This is a genomic window from Rhodococcus sp. 14-2483-1-1 (assembly GCF_002259335.1).
In the GTDB taxonomy this organism is placed as follows: domain Bacteria; phylum Actinomycetota; class Actinomycetes; order Mycobacteriales; family Mycobacteriaceae; genus Rhodococcoides.
On sequence record NZ_NPFX01000014.1, the window covers coordinates 674,943 to 690,886 of the forward strand.

Here is a 15,944-nt window from a genome sequence, read left to right on the forward strand (position 1 = left end):
AGATGGCAGTGTTCGACGATCTGACCGGTCGATCGGCCGGTCCCGCTACGCTCCGTCTGCGGGGCCTGGCGGTTGCGGTTGCCGCGGCTGTTCTGGCCGGCGGCCTCACGGCGTATGCGCAGGGTGCCTTCGACTCGCCGTTCGGGCTGACTCTGGACGCAGCGTCGGTCGGTGACGGTCTGACGCCCGGGTCGGAGGTGAAGTTCCGTGGTGTGTCGATCGGAACGGTGGACAACATCGAGACCGTCGGGTTCGGACGTCAGAGACTGCAATTGGAGATCGATCCGAGTCAGGCGGGTGAGCTGACCGACACCATGCAGGCGCAGTTCTCGTCGTCGAATGTGTTCGGTTCCACTGCAATCGAATTGGTGTCGGACGGGACGGGAAGTCCCCTCGCCGCGAACTCGACGCTCGAGATATCCGGGAACCAGCGGGGTGCAACTGTCACCGGTGTGTTCCGGCGAGTCGCCGACCTCACCGCAGTTCTCGACACCGATCAAGTGCAGCACCTGCTGGACGTCATCTCCAACACCTCTGTCGAGGTGAGTCGAAATCTGAAGCCGTACTTCGATACCGCACAGATGATGGCGGACCACCAGATCGATCCGTTGGCCTGGAAGCTGCACCGAGGGGCAGAACTGGGTGATGGAATCGCGAACCTGATTCCGCCCCTGCTCGACCTGGTGGTGGGAGTGGTGGACAAGAGCGTGTACGTGGAGGCCCCCGAAGATCGGGCGAGGACCATCGCCGCCAACGACGGCCTGAGCGATCAGTTGATGGTTCCCGTGGGCGACTTGCTGAAGAAGAACAATCCGGACCTGACCCAACTGCTGTCGACGACGCTCGATCTTCTCGTGCCCATCACGGCATCGATCGGCACCTTCGCGCCCAGCTACAACCGGGTGCCACAGGTGCTCGACGGCATCTCCGACGCATTCCCCATCGTCGACGGCAAGCCGCAGTTGCAACTCGATCTGATTGTCGAGACCATGCCCAATCTGGCCGGAGCCGTTGCCGCACACGAGGAGGCGAACAGGTGAAGAACGTAGCCGGCCCAGCGATCAAACTGCTCGTCTTCTTCACGGTGACCGCGCTGTGTGCGGTGATCATCGTTGCCGCCCTTCGTACCCCGGTCACCGGGCCGCTGTCGTCCTACGGCGCCGAATTCGAAGACGTATCGGGGTTGTACGCCGGTGACGACGTGCGCATGTCCGGGGTACAGATCGGCAAGGTCTCGTCGGTCGAACTCGACGGAGGCATCGCGCGAGTCGAGTTCGAGATCGAAGGCCAGCGGCCGATCTTCGCCAACACACAGGCCGCTGTCCGCTATCAGAACCTCCTCGGGCAGCGGTATGTCGAGCTGATCCAGAAGGACGCCGCCGCAGGTGCCCCGCTGGCGGACGACGAGACGATACCGCTGGATCACTCGATTCCGTCGTTCGATATCTCCACACTGTTCAACGGTTTCAAACCGATCTTCGACACCCTCGACACCGCGCAGCTCAATCAGTTCACGGAGAATATTCTCCGCATGGTCCAGGGTGATGGTTCCGGCCTGGGGCCGGTGCTCCGGGACGTGGACCGCATCACCCAGTTCGCGGTTCAGCGCGAGTCGATCATCGGACTGCTGATCGACAATCTCGGCCAGATCTCCGATTCGATCGGTGGTCAGTCCTCCTCCGTTGCCGACCTTCTCGAACAACTGCACGGTTTGGTGTCGAAGCTCAGCACCCAGATGGACGGGGTACTGGCCTCGTTGGACCAGGCCAACTACGGGCTCGCCCCGTTCGTCGGTCTGCTGGAGAGTTTGCAAGATGCGTACGACAACAGTTACGCACCGGTCGATGGTGCGCTGCGTCGGTTGCTTCCTCAGACCGATCAGGTCACCGAGTTGCTCGCGCTCACACCGTCCCTGTTGACGGGACTGAACGCAAGCATCCCCAAGCCGGGCAGCCGGACCTACACCTGCAGTCATGGGCAACAAGACATCCCGGGCATCGGCCAGATAGTGCTCGGCGGGCAAAATTTGGTGGTGTGCAAATGACACGCGTGGTTCGCAAGGGTGTTCGCGACGAGCAATCGGAGAACAAGACCCATTTCTTCTGGGGCACAATCGGTGTCGCGTTCGCTGTGGTGCTCCTCCTCGTTGCGGCTGCGCTGTACACGATCCCGTTCGGTGAGCGGACCTACACTGCGGAGTTCGGTTCGGCAGCAGGGGTGAAGCCCGGTGACGAAATTCGAATCGCCGGTATCTCCGTCGGTTCGGTGCGCTCGGTCGAGCTGGCTGGTGATCATGTCGACGTCGACTTCAGCGTTCGTTCGGACGTGTTCGTCGGGGATGCGTCGACGATGACCGTGAAGTTGCTGACACCGATCGGTGGTCACTACGTCATGCTCACCTCGCACGGTGACGGCGAGCTCGGCTCGACGCCGATCCCTCCGGAACGAGTCGAACTTCCGTACGAGCTGTCCGACGCGATCCAGCAAGCAACACCGCTGGTTCGAGATATCGACGGGTCGACGCTGCGCCAGACCGTGGCCGAGTTGGACGAGGCCGTCAGCACGCAGCCACAGTCGACCCGGGCCATCGTGGACAATCTGTCCTCGCTGACCGACGTGATCGCCACCCGCTCGGATCAGCTCGAACGTGGACTCGTCGTATCGGACGAGTACGTCGGCGCGTTGGCCGCCGATCGTGTGATGCTCACCGAGCTGGTACGTGAACTCGGCACCCTGACAAAGGGATTCGGTGACAAGCGCGCAGACGTCGTCAGCGCCTTCGACCTTCTGGGACGAATGTTCAAGCTCTTCCATCGGCCCGTGGTCGCGTTCGAAAAGGGGCTGGAGCCGTCGATCGTCCAACTCGAAGAGATCACCCAGAAGCTCTTCGCACAGCTCGGTGACTTCGACGGAGCGATCACGACCATGCAGCAAAGCACGGACGGCCTCGCCGCCCTGATCGGCGGGGGCGAAGGTCCCGTGATCGATCAGTCACAGGACACGGTCGTCGGTGTCGGCGTGTGTATTCCATTGCCGGGGAGAGTGTGCTGATGAGACGCAGAACCGTGCGGATCGCCGTGGCGGCAGCAGTGGTGGTCACGCTCGTCGGTTCGGTCGCATCGGCGACCGCGGTCATCGACACCGCCCCGACCAGTTCCTCACTGTGTGCCGAGTTCGGCGACACGGTCGGGTTGTACGAGGGCAATTCGGTGACGATGCTCGGCGTGACCGTCGGAACGGTGAAAAATATCGAGAACACCGACGGCTCAGTGGTGGTCACGATGGATGTCGACGACGGTCTCAGGCTCCCCGCCGACGTCGGAGCCGTGACACTGTCGAGCTCGATCGTCACCGATCGGCACGTGGAATTCACGAAGCCGTACACCGACGGGCCCGAACTCGATCGTGCGAACTGTATTCCGTTGGAACGCACTCGAACCCCGCTGGGGATCAGCGACACCCTCGACGCCGTATCGGGGCTGGCGTCGGACCTGCTGGGTCCGGCAGACGCCGACGGCAAGCACGAGGAAATCCTGGGCGACACACTTCGTTCGGTCGATGGTTCGCTGCGAGGATCCGGTGCCCAGCTCAACGACAGCCTGCGCCAACTGGCCCAACTGGTCGGCGATCCGGCCGACCGTGACACGACCGTGCGGCGACTGATCGACAACCTCGACGGTCTGATCGATACGTTCGTGGTGAGCTGGCCCGAGGTGGCGAAGCTGCTCGACAACCTCAAACGAGGAATGATCACGCTGTCGGAGTTCACCCAGTCGTTCGGCACCACTGTCGCCCTCACGACCGAATTCATTCCGCCACTTGCGCGCAACGTCGCCAAGTACGACGACAAGGTCTACGCATTTCTCGACCAGGCGGCCCCCGTGGTCGATGTGCTGCTCGGACGGGTGGGCGATATCAAGGACATTCTGGAACAGGTGCCGACCATAGGGCAGAACTTGATGACGATGTACGACAACGACTCCAAGAGTGGTCGCGTGATCTATCACCCGCCGCAGTTCGAGATCGACACCAACTCGCCCAACGAGGTCTGTGCGCTGCTCAACAAGTACGCACCGACGTGTTCGGCGAACCAGCAGCGCGGCGATGTCATCGACGTCGGACTGGTGCAGCTGGTACTCGGTTCGGCGGGATGGCGATGAGGCGCGTCGCCGCCGGGCTGTGCTGTGTTGCGCTGCTGTCGGCGTGCAGCGTCGACCCGGCAGACCTTCCGATTCCCGGTAGCTACGTGTCCGGAGACAAGTACTCTCTGAAGATCGAATTCGCCAGTGTCCTCAATCTTCCCGAGAAGGCGAAGGTCATCGTCGAAGGCGTCGATGCGGGCGTTCTCGACAAGGTCGACCTCGTGGGTTCCACTGCTGTGGCGACGGTCGACCTGTCCGCCGACGTTCAGCTACCCACCGACACCGTCGCCGAGCTTCGGCAGTCGTCGATTCTGGGAGAGATCTACATCTCGCTGCAGCCACCGGCCGATCCCGCGGTGAGCTCGGGCTCGGGCTCGGGCTCGGGCTCGGGCTCGGAGGGACCGTACCTTGGAGATGGTGACGTGATTCCCATGGAGCGGACGGTGCCGGCCGACAATGTCGAGGACGTGTTGCGAGGACTGTCGAACATCGTGACCGGCGGTCATTACGTGCAATTGCAGGAGGCGGTCGACAACGTCAACGCCGCTGTTCCTCCGGATCCGGCCGAGGTCGACAAGATCAATCTGGCCGCTCGGACTGCGCTGACCGATATCGGTGACAACACCGGCGAGATCGATCGGATACTCGCAGCTGCGGAGGGAGTCTCGAATACCGTTGTGTCGCAGCGCGACGGTGTCGAACGCGTGCTCGAGCTCGGTCCGAAGCGATCGGAGGGCCTGTCCGAGGTCCTGTTCAGTGTTGTACACATGATCTTCATGCTGGGATACATGTCGCAGAACATCGGTGACGTTCTCGCGGGCCCATATCCGGAACTCAAGGATGCCGTCGACATCATCGCGCCGGCTCTGATCACGATCTCGAACGCCGACACCACGGTGCCGATGAACGTGGACAAGGTCAATACCCTGTTGCGAGAGCGCTTGATTCCGTACTTCGAGTCCACGCCCAACATTGCAGTTCGGTCGGTGTCGACCGACCAAGGTCCGAGCGCCCTCGCCGACAACATGATCGGGATTCTGCGCGGCATCGGGATCGTCCGATGAAGCCGGGCACAGTGGTCTCGCTCGTTGCGCTGGTGGTGATGACGGTGGCCAGCGTCGGGTACCTGGTTGTCGGTGTACTCGACATCGATCCGACCCGAACGACCGACCACGTGGTGGTCCACATGGAGACTTCCGGCGGACTGATGGATACCTCGCAGGTGACATCCCGCGGAATCCAGGTCGGCCGGGTCGAGTCGATCGCCGTGGTGCCGAGTGGTTTGGACGTCACGCTCGCGCTCGACGCCGCCCACCGCATTCCGAAGGACTCGGAGGTGGTCGTCGCAAACCTGTCTGCCGCGGGCGAGCAATACATGGATCTACGCCCACGAGGGACGGGCGGGCCGTACCTCACGGACGGGGACGTGATCGGCAGCGATCACGTACGCGCGTCCGTCACCGTCAGCGAAGCACTGAGCCTGGGTGATTCCCTTGCATCACAACTGGATACGAACGCGTTGACGGGATTGACGGAGACCGCATCGGCGGCGATCGACGGTCGTGAAGGCGATGTCGACCGTCTGGTGGAAGCCTTCCGATTCCTGGCGGCGACCCTGCGCGACAAGAGCGGCGAAATTCGACGCCTGTACGACAATGCTCAGCAGGCGGGACGCAACGCGTACGGATACGGCCCGGTGATGACCGACGCCGCACCGTACGTGGGTGCGACGGGCGCGGGTGTCGCGAATCTGCTCGAGGGCTTCAACCAGTATTCCTACGTCGGCGCGGACGTCTGGGACGATCCGCTCGGAAAGATCGGACCGAAGATCGACGAATATCTCACGCCTCTGTCGCCCGACTTGGCTCTGATCGCAACGCTTCTCAAGCCATACACCGAACCCATCAAGCCGATGCGGGTAGATGCGGGGTCCATCGTGGACGTATTGCAGACGGTGTTTCCTCCCGGCGGCCCGGCGAAACTCTCCGTAGAAATTCCGAACTGACAGGAGTCACCCCCTCATGGTCGAAACAGAAGCATCCGAGGCGAAGGCAGCAGTGCCCGATGAGAACACGGCAATGCCCGAGGAGAAGGCGGCAGTGCCCGAGAACTCCACCCGACGCCGGCGAATTCGGTGGTCCGTGGTCGCTGCCGCGGTACCGGGCATTGCGCTCGCAGTGGTGTTCGGTGTGCTGTGGCGTTCGGCAGCAGGCGATCTGGCCGACGAGCGTACCCATGATCAGGACCGGCAGATGGCGTTGAACACGGCGACCGAATACACCGCGCGGTCGTTGACGTACGACTACCGCAATCTCGACGCCTTCTTCGAGGGTGTCGATCAGGGGGCGTCGCAGTCCCTGCAAGACAGGTACGACGGTGTCCGCGAGGCGCTCACGGCGATCATGAACGAGTCCCAGGTGGTGGCGACCGGCGAAGTTCTTTCGGCAGCAATCGATTCCGAGTCCGGAGGCGAGTACAAGGTTGCGGTGTTCGCTCAGCAGACGACGCAGAACGTGCAACAGCCCGACCCCGGCAAGGTGCCCAACCTTCTGTTGGTGACGGTCACCGATCAGGACGGGCAGTGGATCGTGAGTGACTACGGACCCAAGACTTAGGTCCGTCGGTTCAGCGGGCGTTGGTAGCGCTGTTGGTAGCGCTGACGAACTGCGCGAGGCCGCGCACCTCCTGCTCGATCTCGGTCATGCCGTGCGTCTCGAAGATCGACGTGAACTGATCCTTGTCGAACATGCGGATCCCGATGTGTCCCGACACCGCACCCAGAATCGACTTCACCGGCGCGGCACTGCGGCCGTAACTCGTCATGATTGCAATCCGGCCGCCGGGGCGAAGGACGCGGATCAGTTCATCGACGACTGTCAGCGGGTTGGGCATCAGGTAGAGAGCCGCGTAGCAGCAGACGGCGTCGAACGTGTTGTCGGCGAGGGGAAGTGATTGCGCATCACCTCGCATGTAGGCGGCGTGAGGACCGCGATTGTCGCGGACGGCACGCCTGATCATCTGCTCGGAAATGTCGAACCCGATGGCGATGCCATCACCGCTCAGGTGGTCGGAGAGGTACCTGGTGAAATTTCCCGGTCCTGATGCCACGTCCAACACACTCATGGCTCCGGACAGGCGCAGGTCTGCGACGGCCTTTGCCCGTTCGGCGGACATGGACAGTCCGCCGACTCCCATCATCGCGACGCCGGCGGGCCGCCAGAGCTTTTCGTAGATAGACGCCACCAGCGGGTTGTTCATGGCCCGGCTGGCCGCCGTGGGTGACGGTGCAGGCGTGCCGCCGAGCAGTTCCACATAGCCGTCGGTGGTGACGGCACCCGCGCGAAATTCGGGTTCGAGCAATGCCGCGGCGCGTTCGAGAGCCCGACTCTCGAGTTTCGGCGCAACGACGCCGTCGGCCCCGCTGTCCGGATCTACGTCGGGTTCGAGCGGATACGGCGGCATCCCGGTGCCCTGCAAGCGGTATCGGCCCCATGGGTCCACGTCGCTCACCAGGACGGGCACGTCACCGCTGTCGGTGCTGAGTCTGCCCTTGCGGCTGCTGCCTGCGGCCTCCATGAACCCCTGGAGTGCCTCGTGTGGCCGTACTCGTCCGTACCACCGGAAGACGCCGTCGATGGGTTGGGAGTGCCCCCGTAGATCGATCTGAACATCGAACTCCGCGGCCGGATTGTCGAAGGTCAGCATGGCCGGGCCGCGGTAGTCGGGCTTGCCGGATAGATCACTCACGGGTTACTTCCTCCTGGTCGCGAACGAATGCGAGATGCATGGGTCGATCGGATTCGATGCGAATTTCGAGGAGCGCACTCGAGGACTCGACGAGTCCGCGCACGATGGCCGCCAGATGGGCGGTGAATCGTTCGATCGTCATGGCGGGTTCGTGCTGGTCGGAGCTACCCAGCCACCAGTCCGTCGCGGTCGCCACCGCTCCGAACGTCGAATAGGAAACCATCTCGACGGTCGAATTGTCCACTGCCGGTACCTGTATGGCGTCGGCCAGCACGCGCGCGACCATGTTCGACGCGGTTCGCGCGGAATCCAGGGCCGGGTCACCCGCGGAGCCGTCTGCGGTCCGGCGGTCGCCGGTCCGGGTCAGGAAGTGGCCGTGCACGAGAAACCGAAACAGATTGGGGTGGTCGGTGACCACTGCCGCGTACGCGGCAACGCCATGATCGATCAGATCGGCAACCGAATCCTCGAAGAGGTTGACGGTGCCCATGATTCGGTCCCACAGCAGGTCCTGGACGTGCTGGACGATCGCGGCATGCAGATCCGATCGGTCGGCGAAATGCCGGTAAAGCTTGGGCTTGGCCGTACCGGCGACCTTCGCGATGTCGCCCATGCTCACGTTCGGACCGTGAACCTCGATTGCCACCAGAGCAGCGGCGACCAGGTCTTTGCGCACCTGAAGTCGGTGTTCCCGCCAGCGCTCGGTACGCGCGTCGATTTTCTTGCAGTGGGACGAGTGACGACCATGTTCGGGGTTGACACGTCCGGTGACTTGAACCACACTCGTCATATTACCTACTACCGCCGGTACTGGCTACCGCGAGTTTCGGTTACAAGAAGTCGCGGGGGCGTCATCGATCACGAGGGGGATCGGTTGTGAAGCGAGCAAGTGTCGATGAACGGGTGAGTGGCGTGGGGGCCGCGGGGCGCACGGTGCTGACGACCGAGGACCTGTCCGCCACCCGGGCGCGGGCCGTCGGGCCTCGTGAGAAAACCGCGAATCGCTTGCTGAAGTCGACTGCCAACAAGTTCTACGATGGGGAAATCGACATCGACTGGGCTGCTCCGGTAGTCGACGGTATGCGGTGGATGCCGGAGCATCGAGTCTCGCTGTACCGAACCAAGCTGTGGGACAAGCTCTCCGAAGAGCAGCGTCGCGAACTGGGTAGGCACGAGATCGTCAGCATTCTCTCGTTCGGTATCTACGCCGAGGGTTTTCTCAGCGCAAACCTGTTACGGGTGTTCGGAAAAGGGACTTTCTCCGACCATTCGATGTACTCGATAGCCGAGGTGGGCGAGGAATCGCGCCACTCGATCATGTTCGGAAAGCTGATCGAGAAGGCGGGCCTGAAGCCGTACCTCATGCCGAGAGCGGGTCTGATCATCGCGAAGATCGGTCAGTTTCTTCCTCTCGGGCCGGCGACCTACGGCGGGACGCTTCTCATCGAGGAGGTACTCGATCGGGCGCAGCGAGAAGCTCAGAACGATCCCGAAATGCAGCCGCACCTGCGGCAGATGATGCGCATTCACGTGATCGAGGAATCCCGGCACATCACCTACGCCCGTGAGGAAATGGTGCGGGCGATGAAATCGACCAATCGGGTCAACCGTGCGGTCCACCGCGTCATCCTTGCGACGATCGCCAACTTCACGTACCTCGCACTGATCAATCCTCGCGTGTACAGATCCGTCGGTATCAATCCGATTCGCGGGATCGTCACCGCAATGGCCAGCCCCACCTACAAGACCAACATGCAGTTCTTCTCCGAACCCATGATTCGATTCTTCGCCGATGCCGGCATGTGCGAGGGCGTTGTGACCCGTCGCCTGTGGAAAATGACGCGGGCAATGCCGGACGATCTGGCATGAGCCCACGCTCGTCGGCGGTTCAGTACGATCCGCACGTCGACATCGACTGGGAATCACCCTGGCAGAGTGAGGCGTCGGCGTTGCCGCGAGACTCGGTGACGTTGTACGGGACCCGCCTGTGGGGCGGGTTGGCCGAGCAGGACCGGCGTACCTTGGCTCTGCACGAGGCAGTGAGCAGATGGAGCACGGTGTCGTATCTGTCGGCCATGCTGATCGGAACCCAGCTCAGGCGAGTAGCGGAGGAGGGGCTCAACAGCGCCGATTCTCGCAATGCTCTCGACGAGGTTGCGGGCGGTTCGCGGACCACGATCACTTTCGGACGGCTGGTTCGCGCCACGGAAGTGGCACCCTACAAGCCGCCGCGGGGCACGACCACAGCCGTCAAGCTGTTGGGCTTTCTACCGCTGGGTGCAGCATCGCATGCGTCCATCTTGTTGGTCGAGGAGACCTTCGCTCGGTCGATGGCCGGTGCGGTGACCGACCCCGGTATCGAGCCCCACGTTCGACAGGCCGTGAAGATCCATGGGCTCGGGAGCGCCGATCGTTTTGCGTCCGCTCGATCGGAAGTGGTTGCTGCTCAGAGTAACTCGAATGCGGTGGCTCGCGCGTACAACCGTGTGCTGCTCGCTCTGCTGGCCAACGTGATTCTTCGTCTCGGAGTGTCGTTCGAGGTGTACCGATCCATCGGCATCAGTCCTGCTCGGGGCGCGTTCGTGTCGCGGCGTCGGCGATCCGAGATCAGGCGGCGGGATGCGGAGAACACCGTTGCCTTCCTCGATTCGGCCGGGATGCTCGACGGCACTATCACCGCAGCGCTGTGGAGACTGACCGGTGTGGTGCCATCGAACGGTCGACGATGACGGTGCACCGCACGGGTGTGCTGATCGTCGGGACGGGGTTCTCCGGGCTCGGCATGGCGATCGAACTCCGTAAGCGCGGGCGCGAGGACTTCCTGGTGCTGGAGAAGGCAGACGAGGTCGGCGGAACCTGGCGCGAGAACACCTACCCCGGATGCGCCTGCGATGTGCCGTCGCACCTGTATTCGCTGTCGGGAGAGCCGAATCCGTACTGGTCGAAGATGTGGTCGGGTCAGCCCGAAATTTTCGCGTACCTGAGGTCCCTCGCCGACAAGTACGACGTGCGCCGGAGCGTCCGTTTCGGCAGCACCTGCTCCGGCGGGTACTGGGACGAGAGACAGGCGCGCTGGCACGTGAGCACCACCGAGGGAGACGAGTACATCGCACAGTTCCTGGTCTCGGGCGTCGGTGCGCTCCACATACCGAACATCCCGACGCTCCCCGGCATCGAGAACTTCACCGGCAAGGCGTTCCACTCGGCCCGGTGGGACCACGAGGTCGATCTCACGGGCAAGCGAGTGGCCGTGATCGGAACCGGTGCGAGCGCAGTGCAATTCGTGCCGGAAATCGCCGGACGAGTGGCGCAGTTGCAGTTGTATCAACGCACACCGGCGTGGGTGCTGCCGCGTCGGAACTTCTCGGTGCCGCCGGTGGTGCAACGAGTGTTCGCACGGGTACCGCTGCTACGGAGAGCTTTTCGGAACTCGGTGTACTGGAGCGCGGAGGCGTTGGCCATCGGCCTCAACGGCCACTCCTCGCTGTTGCGTCCCGTCGAATTCGCAGGCAGACGCTTCATCCGCAGAGAGATCTCGGACCCGACACTGCGCGAGAAGCTCACCCCGAGCTACCGAATCGGCTGTAAGCGAATCCTCGGCTCCAACACGTACTACAAGGCGCTGAATTCCACACGTGCCGAGGTGATCACCGGCGGCATCGCCGAGGTACGCGAACGCTCGATCGTCGACCGTGACGGCACCGAACGCGAGGTCGACGTCATCGTCTATGCGACGGGCTTCCACGTCACCGACGGCTTCGACAGCATGAACGTCGCCGGCGTCGGCGGTCGAAAGCTTGTGCAGCACTGGCAGAAAAACGGCATTGCAACCCACCTGGGTATCACCGCAGCGGGATATCCCAACGCGTTCTTCCTACTCGGGCCGAACACCGGCCTCGGTCACAACTCGGTGGTGTTCATGATCGAGCAACAGATCAAGTACGTGCTGCGGGCAGTGCAACTGGTCGAGCAGAGCGACGCGGATGCGATCGCCGTTCGTGAGCAGGTACAGGACCGCTTCGACACAGAGATACAGCGCAAGCTGAGAAACGGGGTGTGGAGCACCGGCGGTTGCACCAGTTGGTATCTCGACAGCACCGGGGTGAACCGAACCGTCTGGCCGGGTTTCACCTGGCAGTACTGGCTGCGTACCCGCACGATCGATCCCGCCGAATACGAACTGCTGCAAGCGAAAGAGAACGTGAACGTATGAAGAATCTCGGAAACAAAGTCGCCGTCGTCACCGGAGCCGGCTCGGGCATCGGACGAGCACTGGCGATCGACCTGGCCGGCCGGGGTGCGCAACTCGCGCTGTCCGATGTCGACGCAAGCGGACTCGCCGACACGGTGGCTGCGTGCGAAAAGGCCGGGGCCAAGACCCGTTCGTACGAGTTGGACGTGTCCGACCGCGCCGCGATGTACTTCCACGCAGACTCGGTTGTGAGCGACTTCGGCCGGGTCGACCTCGTGGTCAACAACGCCGGAGTCGCGCTGAATGCGGACGTGCTCGACATGAGTTGGGACGACTTCGAGTGGGTCATGAACGTCGACTTCTGGGGAGTTGCCAACGGCACCAAGGCCTTCCTGCCCGCGTTGATCGACTCCGGCGAGGGGCATCTGGTGAACATCTCGAGCGTGTTCGGTCTGATGGGTATCCCGGGCCAAAGTGCCTACAATTCCGCCAAGTTCGCTGTTCGCGGATTCACCGAGGCCTTGCGTCAGGAGATGAAGATCGGGCGGCACCCCGTCGGCGTGACGTGCGTGCACCCGGGCGGCATCAAGACCAACATCGTGGCCAACGCCCGAGGCATGGACAGCCTGGGCGACGCCGACAAGGTGTCCGAAGCGTTCCAGCGGATCGCCAGAACAACACCCACTCGCGCAGCACAGGTCATTCTCGCGGGCGTGGAGAAGAACAAGCCACGAGTGCTCATCGGCCCGGACGCACGTGGTTTCGACGCCATTCCTCGCATCATCGGCCCGCGCTATCAAGACATCATGGCGCCGCTCAATCGACTCGGCACCGCAGCGGGCAAGAAGTTTCGCGTCACCCAGTAGCGGATCATCTATTCCGGGAGTGGAGCCTGCGGCACGACTATTGGGCCCGGTCTCGCCACTGCTGCTCGGCGACGCCGAGTTCGGTGGCGGGGGAGTCTCCGTAGATCCATTCCCGAGCGATCCTGTGCCAGTTGGCCGTTGCTCCCAGCTGGCCGAGAACGCCGAACGTCAGAAAATCTGCGCGACGTGAGAACAGGTGCTCGGGAGGCAGGTTCTGTCGCTTCATGCCGGTGAATTGACCGCCGCGCGGATCGATCGCGAGCATCAGACCACTCGACGCCAGCGACGGTGTCACTGTCATCGCCCGGTCCACGAGGTTCCATTCGGACGCCGCGTAGACGTACTCGAGACACTCGTCGGGGGTGACCCCGGAGGACGCGTCGACGATGCCGCGGGCGATCATTGTGGCGAGCAGATCCTCACCGCGTTCCTCCGAAGCCATCCGTAAGCAGTCGATCTCGAACGCGACGTGTTCTGCTCGCATGCGGTTGAACAGACCGAAGTCGATGAATCCCACGCGGCCGTCGGTGCCGAGCAGGAGGTTTCCCGGATGTGGGTCCCCGCAGAATTCGTCGTACAGGTAGAGCGAACCGATGTAGAAGCGGTAGACGATCTCGCCGATGCGATCACGCTCGGCAACCGGTAGCGAGCGGATGTGATCGAACGAGACGCCGTCGAAGAACTCGGTGACGAGAACTCGCCGTGTGCACAGTTCCTCGATCGCGTCGGGAACGGCGACGAACGGGTGACCGCGAAATCGTCGAGCCAAGACCGATTGGGTGCGGGCTTCTTCGATGTAGTCGAGCTCCCGCTCGAAATTCTGTCGTAGTTCTTCGATCAGCTCCGGTGCCGCCACTGCAGGCAATGCGTTGCGCCAGAACTCGAGGAACAGTGCCAGGTTCTTCAGGTCCGCGCGCACGGCCGCGTCGACTCCGGGGTATTGGATCTTGACGGCGACGGCTCGGCCGTCGGGCAGGTGGGCGCGATAGACCTGGCCGATCGAGGCTGCGGCAATGGGCTGTCGATCGAAGTCTGCGAAGAGGTTCTCCACGGTCTCGCCCAGGTCGTCCTCGATGACGGACAGCATCACCTCGACATCGACTTCCGGTGCGCGATCGCGCAGAGCGGCGAGCTTGTCCTGGAAGCGTTGTCGATGCTGCTCGGGTACCAGGGCGAGGTCGAGTACCGAGAGCATCTGGCCCAGCTTCATCGCCGCGCCCTTCATGCTACCGAGCACTGTCACGAGTTGATCGGCTGCCTGAAGCGATCGTTTCTCCGAGATCCGTTCTCGCAGTTCCTCGGACCGACCGATCATCGACATCCGGGCCCCGGCACCGCGGATGGCCTGACCGGCCACCGCGCGGCCGAGGGCGCTTCCCCGCGCGGCCCGCGAGGTGGGTATCGGACGATTGGTGGGCATCTTCAGCGTTCGGTGTAGTCGCGTTCGACGCGCAGGGTACCGAGAGTGGTTGCCAGGCCGTCGTATTGGGTGACCAACAGCATGAACTCGAGTAGTCGACGTTCGTCGAACTGCGTCGCGAGCTCCGCCCAGGTGGCGTCGGCGAGGGTCTTGGTGGCAACGAGCTCGTCGACGGCGGTCAGAATTGCGCGGTAGCGCGAAGACAGACCCGGTGCATCGGGTCCGGTCTTGATCGACTCCAGCAGGTCGCGGTCGATGCCTGCGCGCCTGCCCAGCCGAATGTGGTGGTCCATCTCGTACGCAGATTCTCGGAGGTGAGCCACGCGCAGGATCACCATCTCGGATTCCTTGCGCGAGATCTTGCCGCCGGGCATCAGGTGCCCGCTGTAGAACAGCCATGCTCGGAACAATCCGCCGGTGCGACCGAGGGTGGTGAACAGATGGGGATTCGGCACACCGGCTCCCTTGGCGATCACCTTGCAGATGACCCAGTTGATGGGCCCGAGAGTTTTGGCGGTACCGGACGGAATGCGTGGAGTGGTCACAGCCACACCGTACCGACTGGGAGGCCGTGAGTCACCGGATACAAATAGGGTAGGCTACCCTATTTGTGATTCCGAACTATGTTCTCACGGAGGACCCTTGACGAAGTTCCATGCCCGCATCACGGCCCTCGCCCTCACCGTCGCCGCCTTCGGGGTGACGGCGACCGCGTGTTCGTCCACCGACGCCTCCTCCGACGGGGCAGGCAGCGCAACGCGATCGATCGAGACCGTCCGGGGAACGGTCGACGTTCCGGAAACCCCACTGCGCGTGGTCACACTCGAGCCGGTCGAGCTCGACACCACCGTCGCGCTCGGCGTCGTGCCCGTCGGCACCGCGGTGCTCAGTGAGGTGAGCGGCGTACCGTCGTATCTCGGTACGGAAGCGGCAGGCATCGCGACCGTCGGCACGGTGGCCGAACCGACCATCGAGGACATCGCGGCCCTGCAACCCGACCTCATTCTCGGCACCGAGACTCGGCACACCGAGTACTACGACCAACTCTCCGCCATTGCGCCGACGGTATTCATCGCCTCCCAGTCCGATCCGTGGCGCGACAGTGTCCGGTTCGTCGGGCGCGTACTCGGCAGAGAGGCGAAGGCCGAGGAACTGCTCACCGCATACGACGACCGTTGCGCGGAGATCGCCGAGAAGTTCGGAACCGAGGGGAAGACAGCACAACTCATCCGGCCACGCAACGGTGAGCTGACCTTGTACGGACCGTCCTCTTTCGCGGGCAGCACCCTCGAGTGCGCAGGGTTCACCACTCCGCCGCGGCCGGAATGGGCCGACGAGATCTCGGTGGACCTCTCGCCCGAACTGGCAGCCCAGGCGGCAGCGGACTTGATCGTCGTCACCGCCACCGATCCGTCGGACCCGGCGGCGATCCCGGCGTCGATCACCGCCAACGCGGTCGCGCTGCCGAATCCGCACGCGGTGGATCAGTCCTACTGGATCACCGGCGTCGGACCCAAGGGTGGACAGGCCGTGCTCGACGACATCGATCGAATCCTGTCGGGGCGCGGTTGACACTG

The 15,944-nt window shown here is 63.2% G+C and carries 16 protein-coding genes; 12 read left to right on the plus strand and 4 right to left on the minus strand.

The window, feature by feature from the left end; genetic code table 11:
* Window positions 1-2: 2 nt before the first annotated feature.
* The 7 genes from CH294_RS14530 to CH294_RS14560 are packed head-to-tail and all read left to right on the plus strand — an operon-like array spanning window position 3 to window position 6,757.
* Window positions 3-1,040: an MlaD family protein gene (locus tag CH294_RS14530; protein ID WP_094703950.1), complete on the plus strand. Its 1,038-nt coding sequence runs from the start codon at window positions 3-5 to the stop codon at window positions 1,038-1,040.
* Window positions 1,037-2,044 carry an MCE family protein gene (locus tag CH294_RS14535; RefSeq protein WP_037148787.1) on the plus strand — a complete coding sequence of 336 codons (1,008 nt, stop codon included), beginning with the start codon at window positions 1,037-1,039 and terminating at the stop codon, window positions 2,042-2,044. Before CH294_RS14530 ends, CH294_RS14535 begins: the two co-directional genes overlap by 4 nt.
* Entirely contained in the window at window positions 2,041-3,051 is a 1,011-nt protein-coding gene (locus tag CH294_RS14540; protein ID WP_094738318.1) for an MlaD family protein, read from the plus strand. The genes CH294_RS14535 and CH294_RS14540 overlap by 4 nt, the downstream gene beginning before the upstream one ends.
* Window positions 3,051-4,160 carry an MCE family protein gene (locus CH294_RS14545; RefSeq protein ID WP_141215844.1) on the plus strand — a complete coding sequence of 370 codons (1,110 nt, stop codon included), beginning with the start codon at window positions 3,051-3,053 and terminating at the stop codon, window positions 4,158-4,160. The genes CH294_RS14540 and CH294_RS14545 overlap by 1 nt, the downstream gene beginning before the upstream one ends.
* Window positions 4,157-5,206: an MlaD family protein gene (locus CH294_RS14550; RefSeq protein ID WP_170944724.1), complete on the plus strand. Its 1,050-nt coding sequence runs from the start codon at window positions 4,157-4,159 to the stop codon at window positions 5,204-5,206. The genes CH294_RS14545 and CH294_RS14550 overlap by 4 nt, the downstream gene beginning before the upstream one ends.
* Window positions 5,203-6,147, plus strand: a complete 945-nt coding sequence (locus tag CH294_RS14555) for an MlaD family protein (RefSeq protein WP_037148781.1) — start codon at window positions 5,203-5,205, stop codon at window positions 6,145-6,147. The genes CH294_RS14550 and CH294_RS14555 overlap by 4 nt, the downstream gene beginning before the upstream one ends.
* A gap of 16 nt (window positions 6,148-6,163) precedes the next feature.
* Window positions 6,164-6,757: a hypothetical protein gene (locus CH294_RS14560; protein ID WP_094609463.1), complete on the plus strand. Its 594-nt coding sequence runs from the start codon at window positions 6,164-6,166 to the stop codon at window positions 6,755-6,757.
* A 10-nt stretch (window positions 6,758-6,767) separates the two neighbouring features.
* Here the strand turns inward: CH294_RS14560 and CH294_RS14565 are convergent, their stop codons facing one another.
* Together CH294_RS14565 and CH294_RS14570 are read right to left on the minus strand one after the other, a co-directional pair.
* Complete coding sequence (locus CH294_RS14565; protein WP_094738320.1) at window positions 6,768-7,889, minus strand: DUF4873 domain-containing protein; 1,122 nt, start codon at window positions 7,887-7,889, stop codon at window positions 6,768-6,770.
* Entirely contained in the window at window positions 7,882-8,670 is a 789-nt protein-coding gene (locus CH294_RS14570; protein ID WP_242640209.1) for a TetR/AcrR family transcriptional regulator, read from the minus strand. The genes CH294_RS14565 and CH294_RS14570 overlap by 8 nt, the downstream gene beginning before the upstream one ends.
* Before the next feature lie 152 nt (window positions 8,671-8,822).
* Here CH294_RS14570 and CH294_RS14575 point away from each other — a divergent pair, with 152 nt between their 5' ends.
* Genes CH294_RS14575 through CH294_RS14590 form a run of 4 tightly spaced genes read left to right on the plus strand, consistent with a single transcriptional unit; the run spans window position 8,823 to window position 12,947 of the window.
* Window positions 8,823-9,758, plus strand: a complete 936-nt coding sequence (locus tag CH294_RS14575; RefSeq protein ID WP_037149167.1) for a diiron oxygenase — start codon at window positions 8,823-8,825, stop codon at window positions 9,756-9,758.
* Window positions 9,755-10,618, plus strand: coding sequence for a diiron oxygenase (locus CH294_RS14580; RefSeq protein ID WP_094738321.1), 864 nt, complete (start codon window positions 9,755-9,757; stop codon window positions 10,616-10,618). Before CH294_RS14575 ends, CH294_RS14580 begins: the two co-directional genes overlap by 4 nt.
* Complete coding sequence (locus CH294_RS14585) at window positions 10,615-12,102, plus strand: NAD(P)/FAD-dependent oxidoreductase (RefSeq protein WP_094738322.1); 1,488 nt, start codon at window positions 10,615-10,617, stop codon at window positions 12,100-12,102. Before CH294_RS14580 ends, CH294_RS14585 begins: the two co-directional genes overlap by 4 nt.
* Window positions 12,099-12,947 (plus strand): SDR family NAD(P)-dependent oxidoreductase, encoded by an 849-nt coding sequence (locus tag CH294_RS14590; RefSeq protein WP_032401805.1) that lies wholly within the window; start codon window positions 12,099-12,101, stop codon window positions 12,945-12,947. The genes CH294_RS14585 and CH294_RS14590 overlap by 4 nt, the downstream gene beginning before the upstream one ends.
* A 37-nt stretch (window positions 12,948-12,984) precedes the next feature.
* Here the strand turns inward: CH294_RS14590 and CH294_RS14595 are convergent, their stop codons facing one another.
* Window positions 12,985-14,367, minus strand: coding sequence for an AarF/ABC1/UbiB kinase family protein (locus CH294_RS14595; protein WP_094738323.1), 1,383 nt, complete (start codon window positions 14,365-14,367; stop codon window positions 12,985-12,987).
* A 2-nt stretch (window positions 14,368-14,369) separates the two neighbouring features.
* Window positions 14,370-14,918 carry a carboxymuconolactone decarboxylase family protein gene (locus CH294_RS14600; RefSeq protein WP_094738324.1) on the minus strand — a complete coding sequence of 183 codons (549 nt, stop codon included), beginning with the start codon at window positions 14,916-14,918 and terminating at the stop codon, window positions 14,370-14,372.
* Between the two features lie 91 nt (window positions 14,919-15,009).
* Between CH294_RS14600 and CH294_RS14605 the strand changes: the two genes are divergently transcribed.
* The gene (locus tag CH294_RS14605) at window positions 15,010-15,939 is read left to right on the plus strand and encodes an iron-siderophore ABC transporter substrate-binding protein (protein ID WP_249305272.1); all 930 of its coding nucleotides are present in this window, start codon (window positions 15,010-15,012) and stop codon (window positions 15,937-15,939) included.
* Window positions 15,940-15,944: the final 5 nt, after the last annotated feature.

What these genes read in the sequence shown, in the direction of transcription:
- CH294_RS14555 (WP_037148781.1), top strand. Translation starts at nt 5,203, where the DNA reads ATGAAGCCGGGCACAGTGGTCTCGCTCGTTGCGCTGGTGGTGATGACG.
- CH294_RS14595 (WP_094738323.1), bottom strand. Translation starts at nt 14,367, where the DNA reads ATGCCCACCAATCGTCCGATACCCACCTCGCGGGCCGCGCGGGGAAGC.
- CH294_RS14560 (WP_094609463.1), top strand. Translation starts at nt 6,164, where the DNA reads ATGGTCGAAACAGAAGCATCCGAGGCGAAGGCAGCAGTGCCCGATGAG.
- CH294_RS14550 (WP_170944724.1), top strand. Translation starts at nt 4,157, where the DNA reads ATGAGGCGCGTCGCCGCCGGGCTGTGCTGTGTTGCGCTGCTGTCGGCG.
- CH294_RS14540 (WP_094738318.1), top strand. Translation starts at nt 2,041, where the DNA reads ATGACACGCGTGGTTCGCAAGGGTGTTCGCGACGAGCAATCGGAGAAC.
- CH294_RS14530 (WP_094703950.1), top strand. Translation starts at nt 3, where the DNA reads ATGGCAGTGTTCGACGATCTGACCGGTCGATCGGCCGGTCCCGCTACG.
- CH294_RS14585 (WP_094738322.1), top strand. Translation starts at nt 10,615, where the DNA reads ATGACGGTGCACCGCACGGGTGTGCTGATCGTCGGGACGGGGTTCTCC.
- CH294_RS14580 (WP_094738321.1), top strand. Translation starts at nt 9,755, where the DNA reads ATGAGCCCACGCTCGTCGGCGGTTCAGTACGATCCGCACGTCGACATC.
- CH294_RS14590 (WP_032401805.1), top strand. Translation starts at nt 12,099, where the DNA reads ATGAAGAATCTCGGAAACAAAGTCGCCGTCGTCACCGGAGCCGGCTCG.
- CH294_RS14545 (WP_141215844.1), top strand. Translation starts at nt 3,051, where the DNA reads ATGAGACGCAGAACCGTGCGGATCGCCGTGGCGGCAGCAGTGGTGGTC.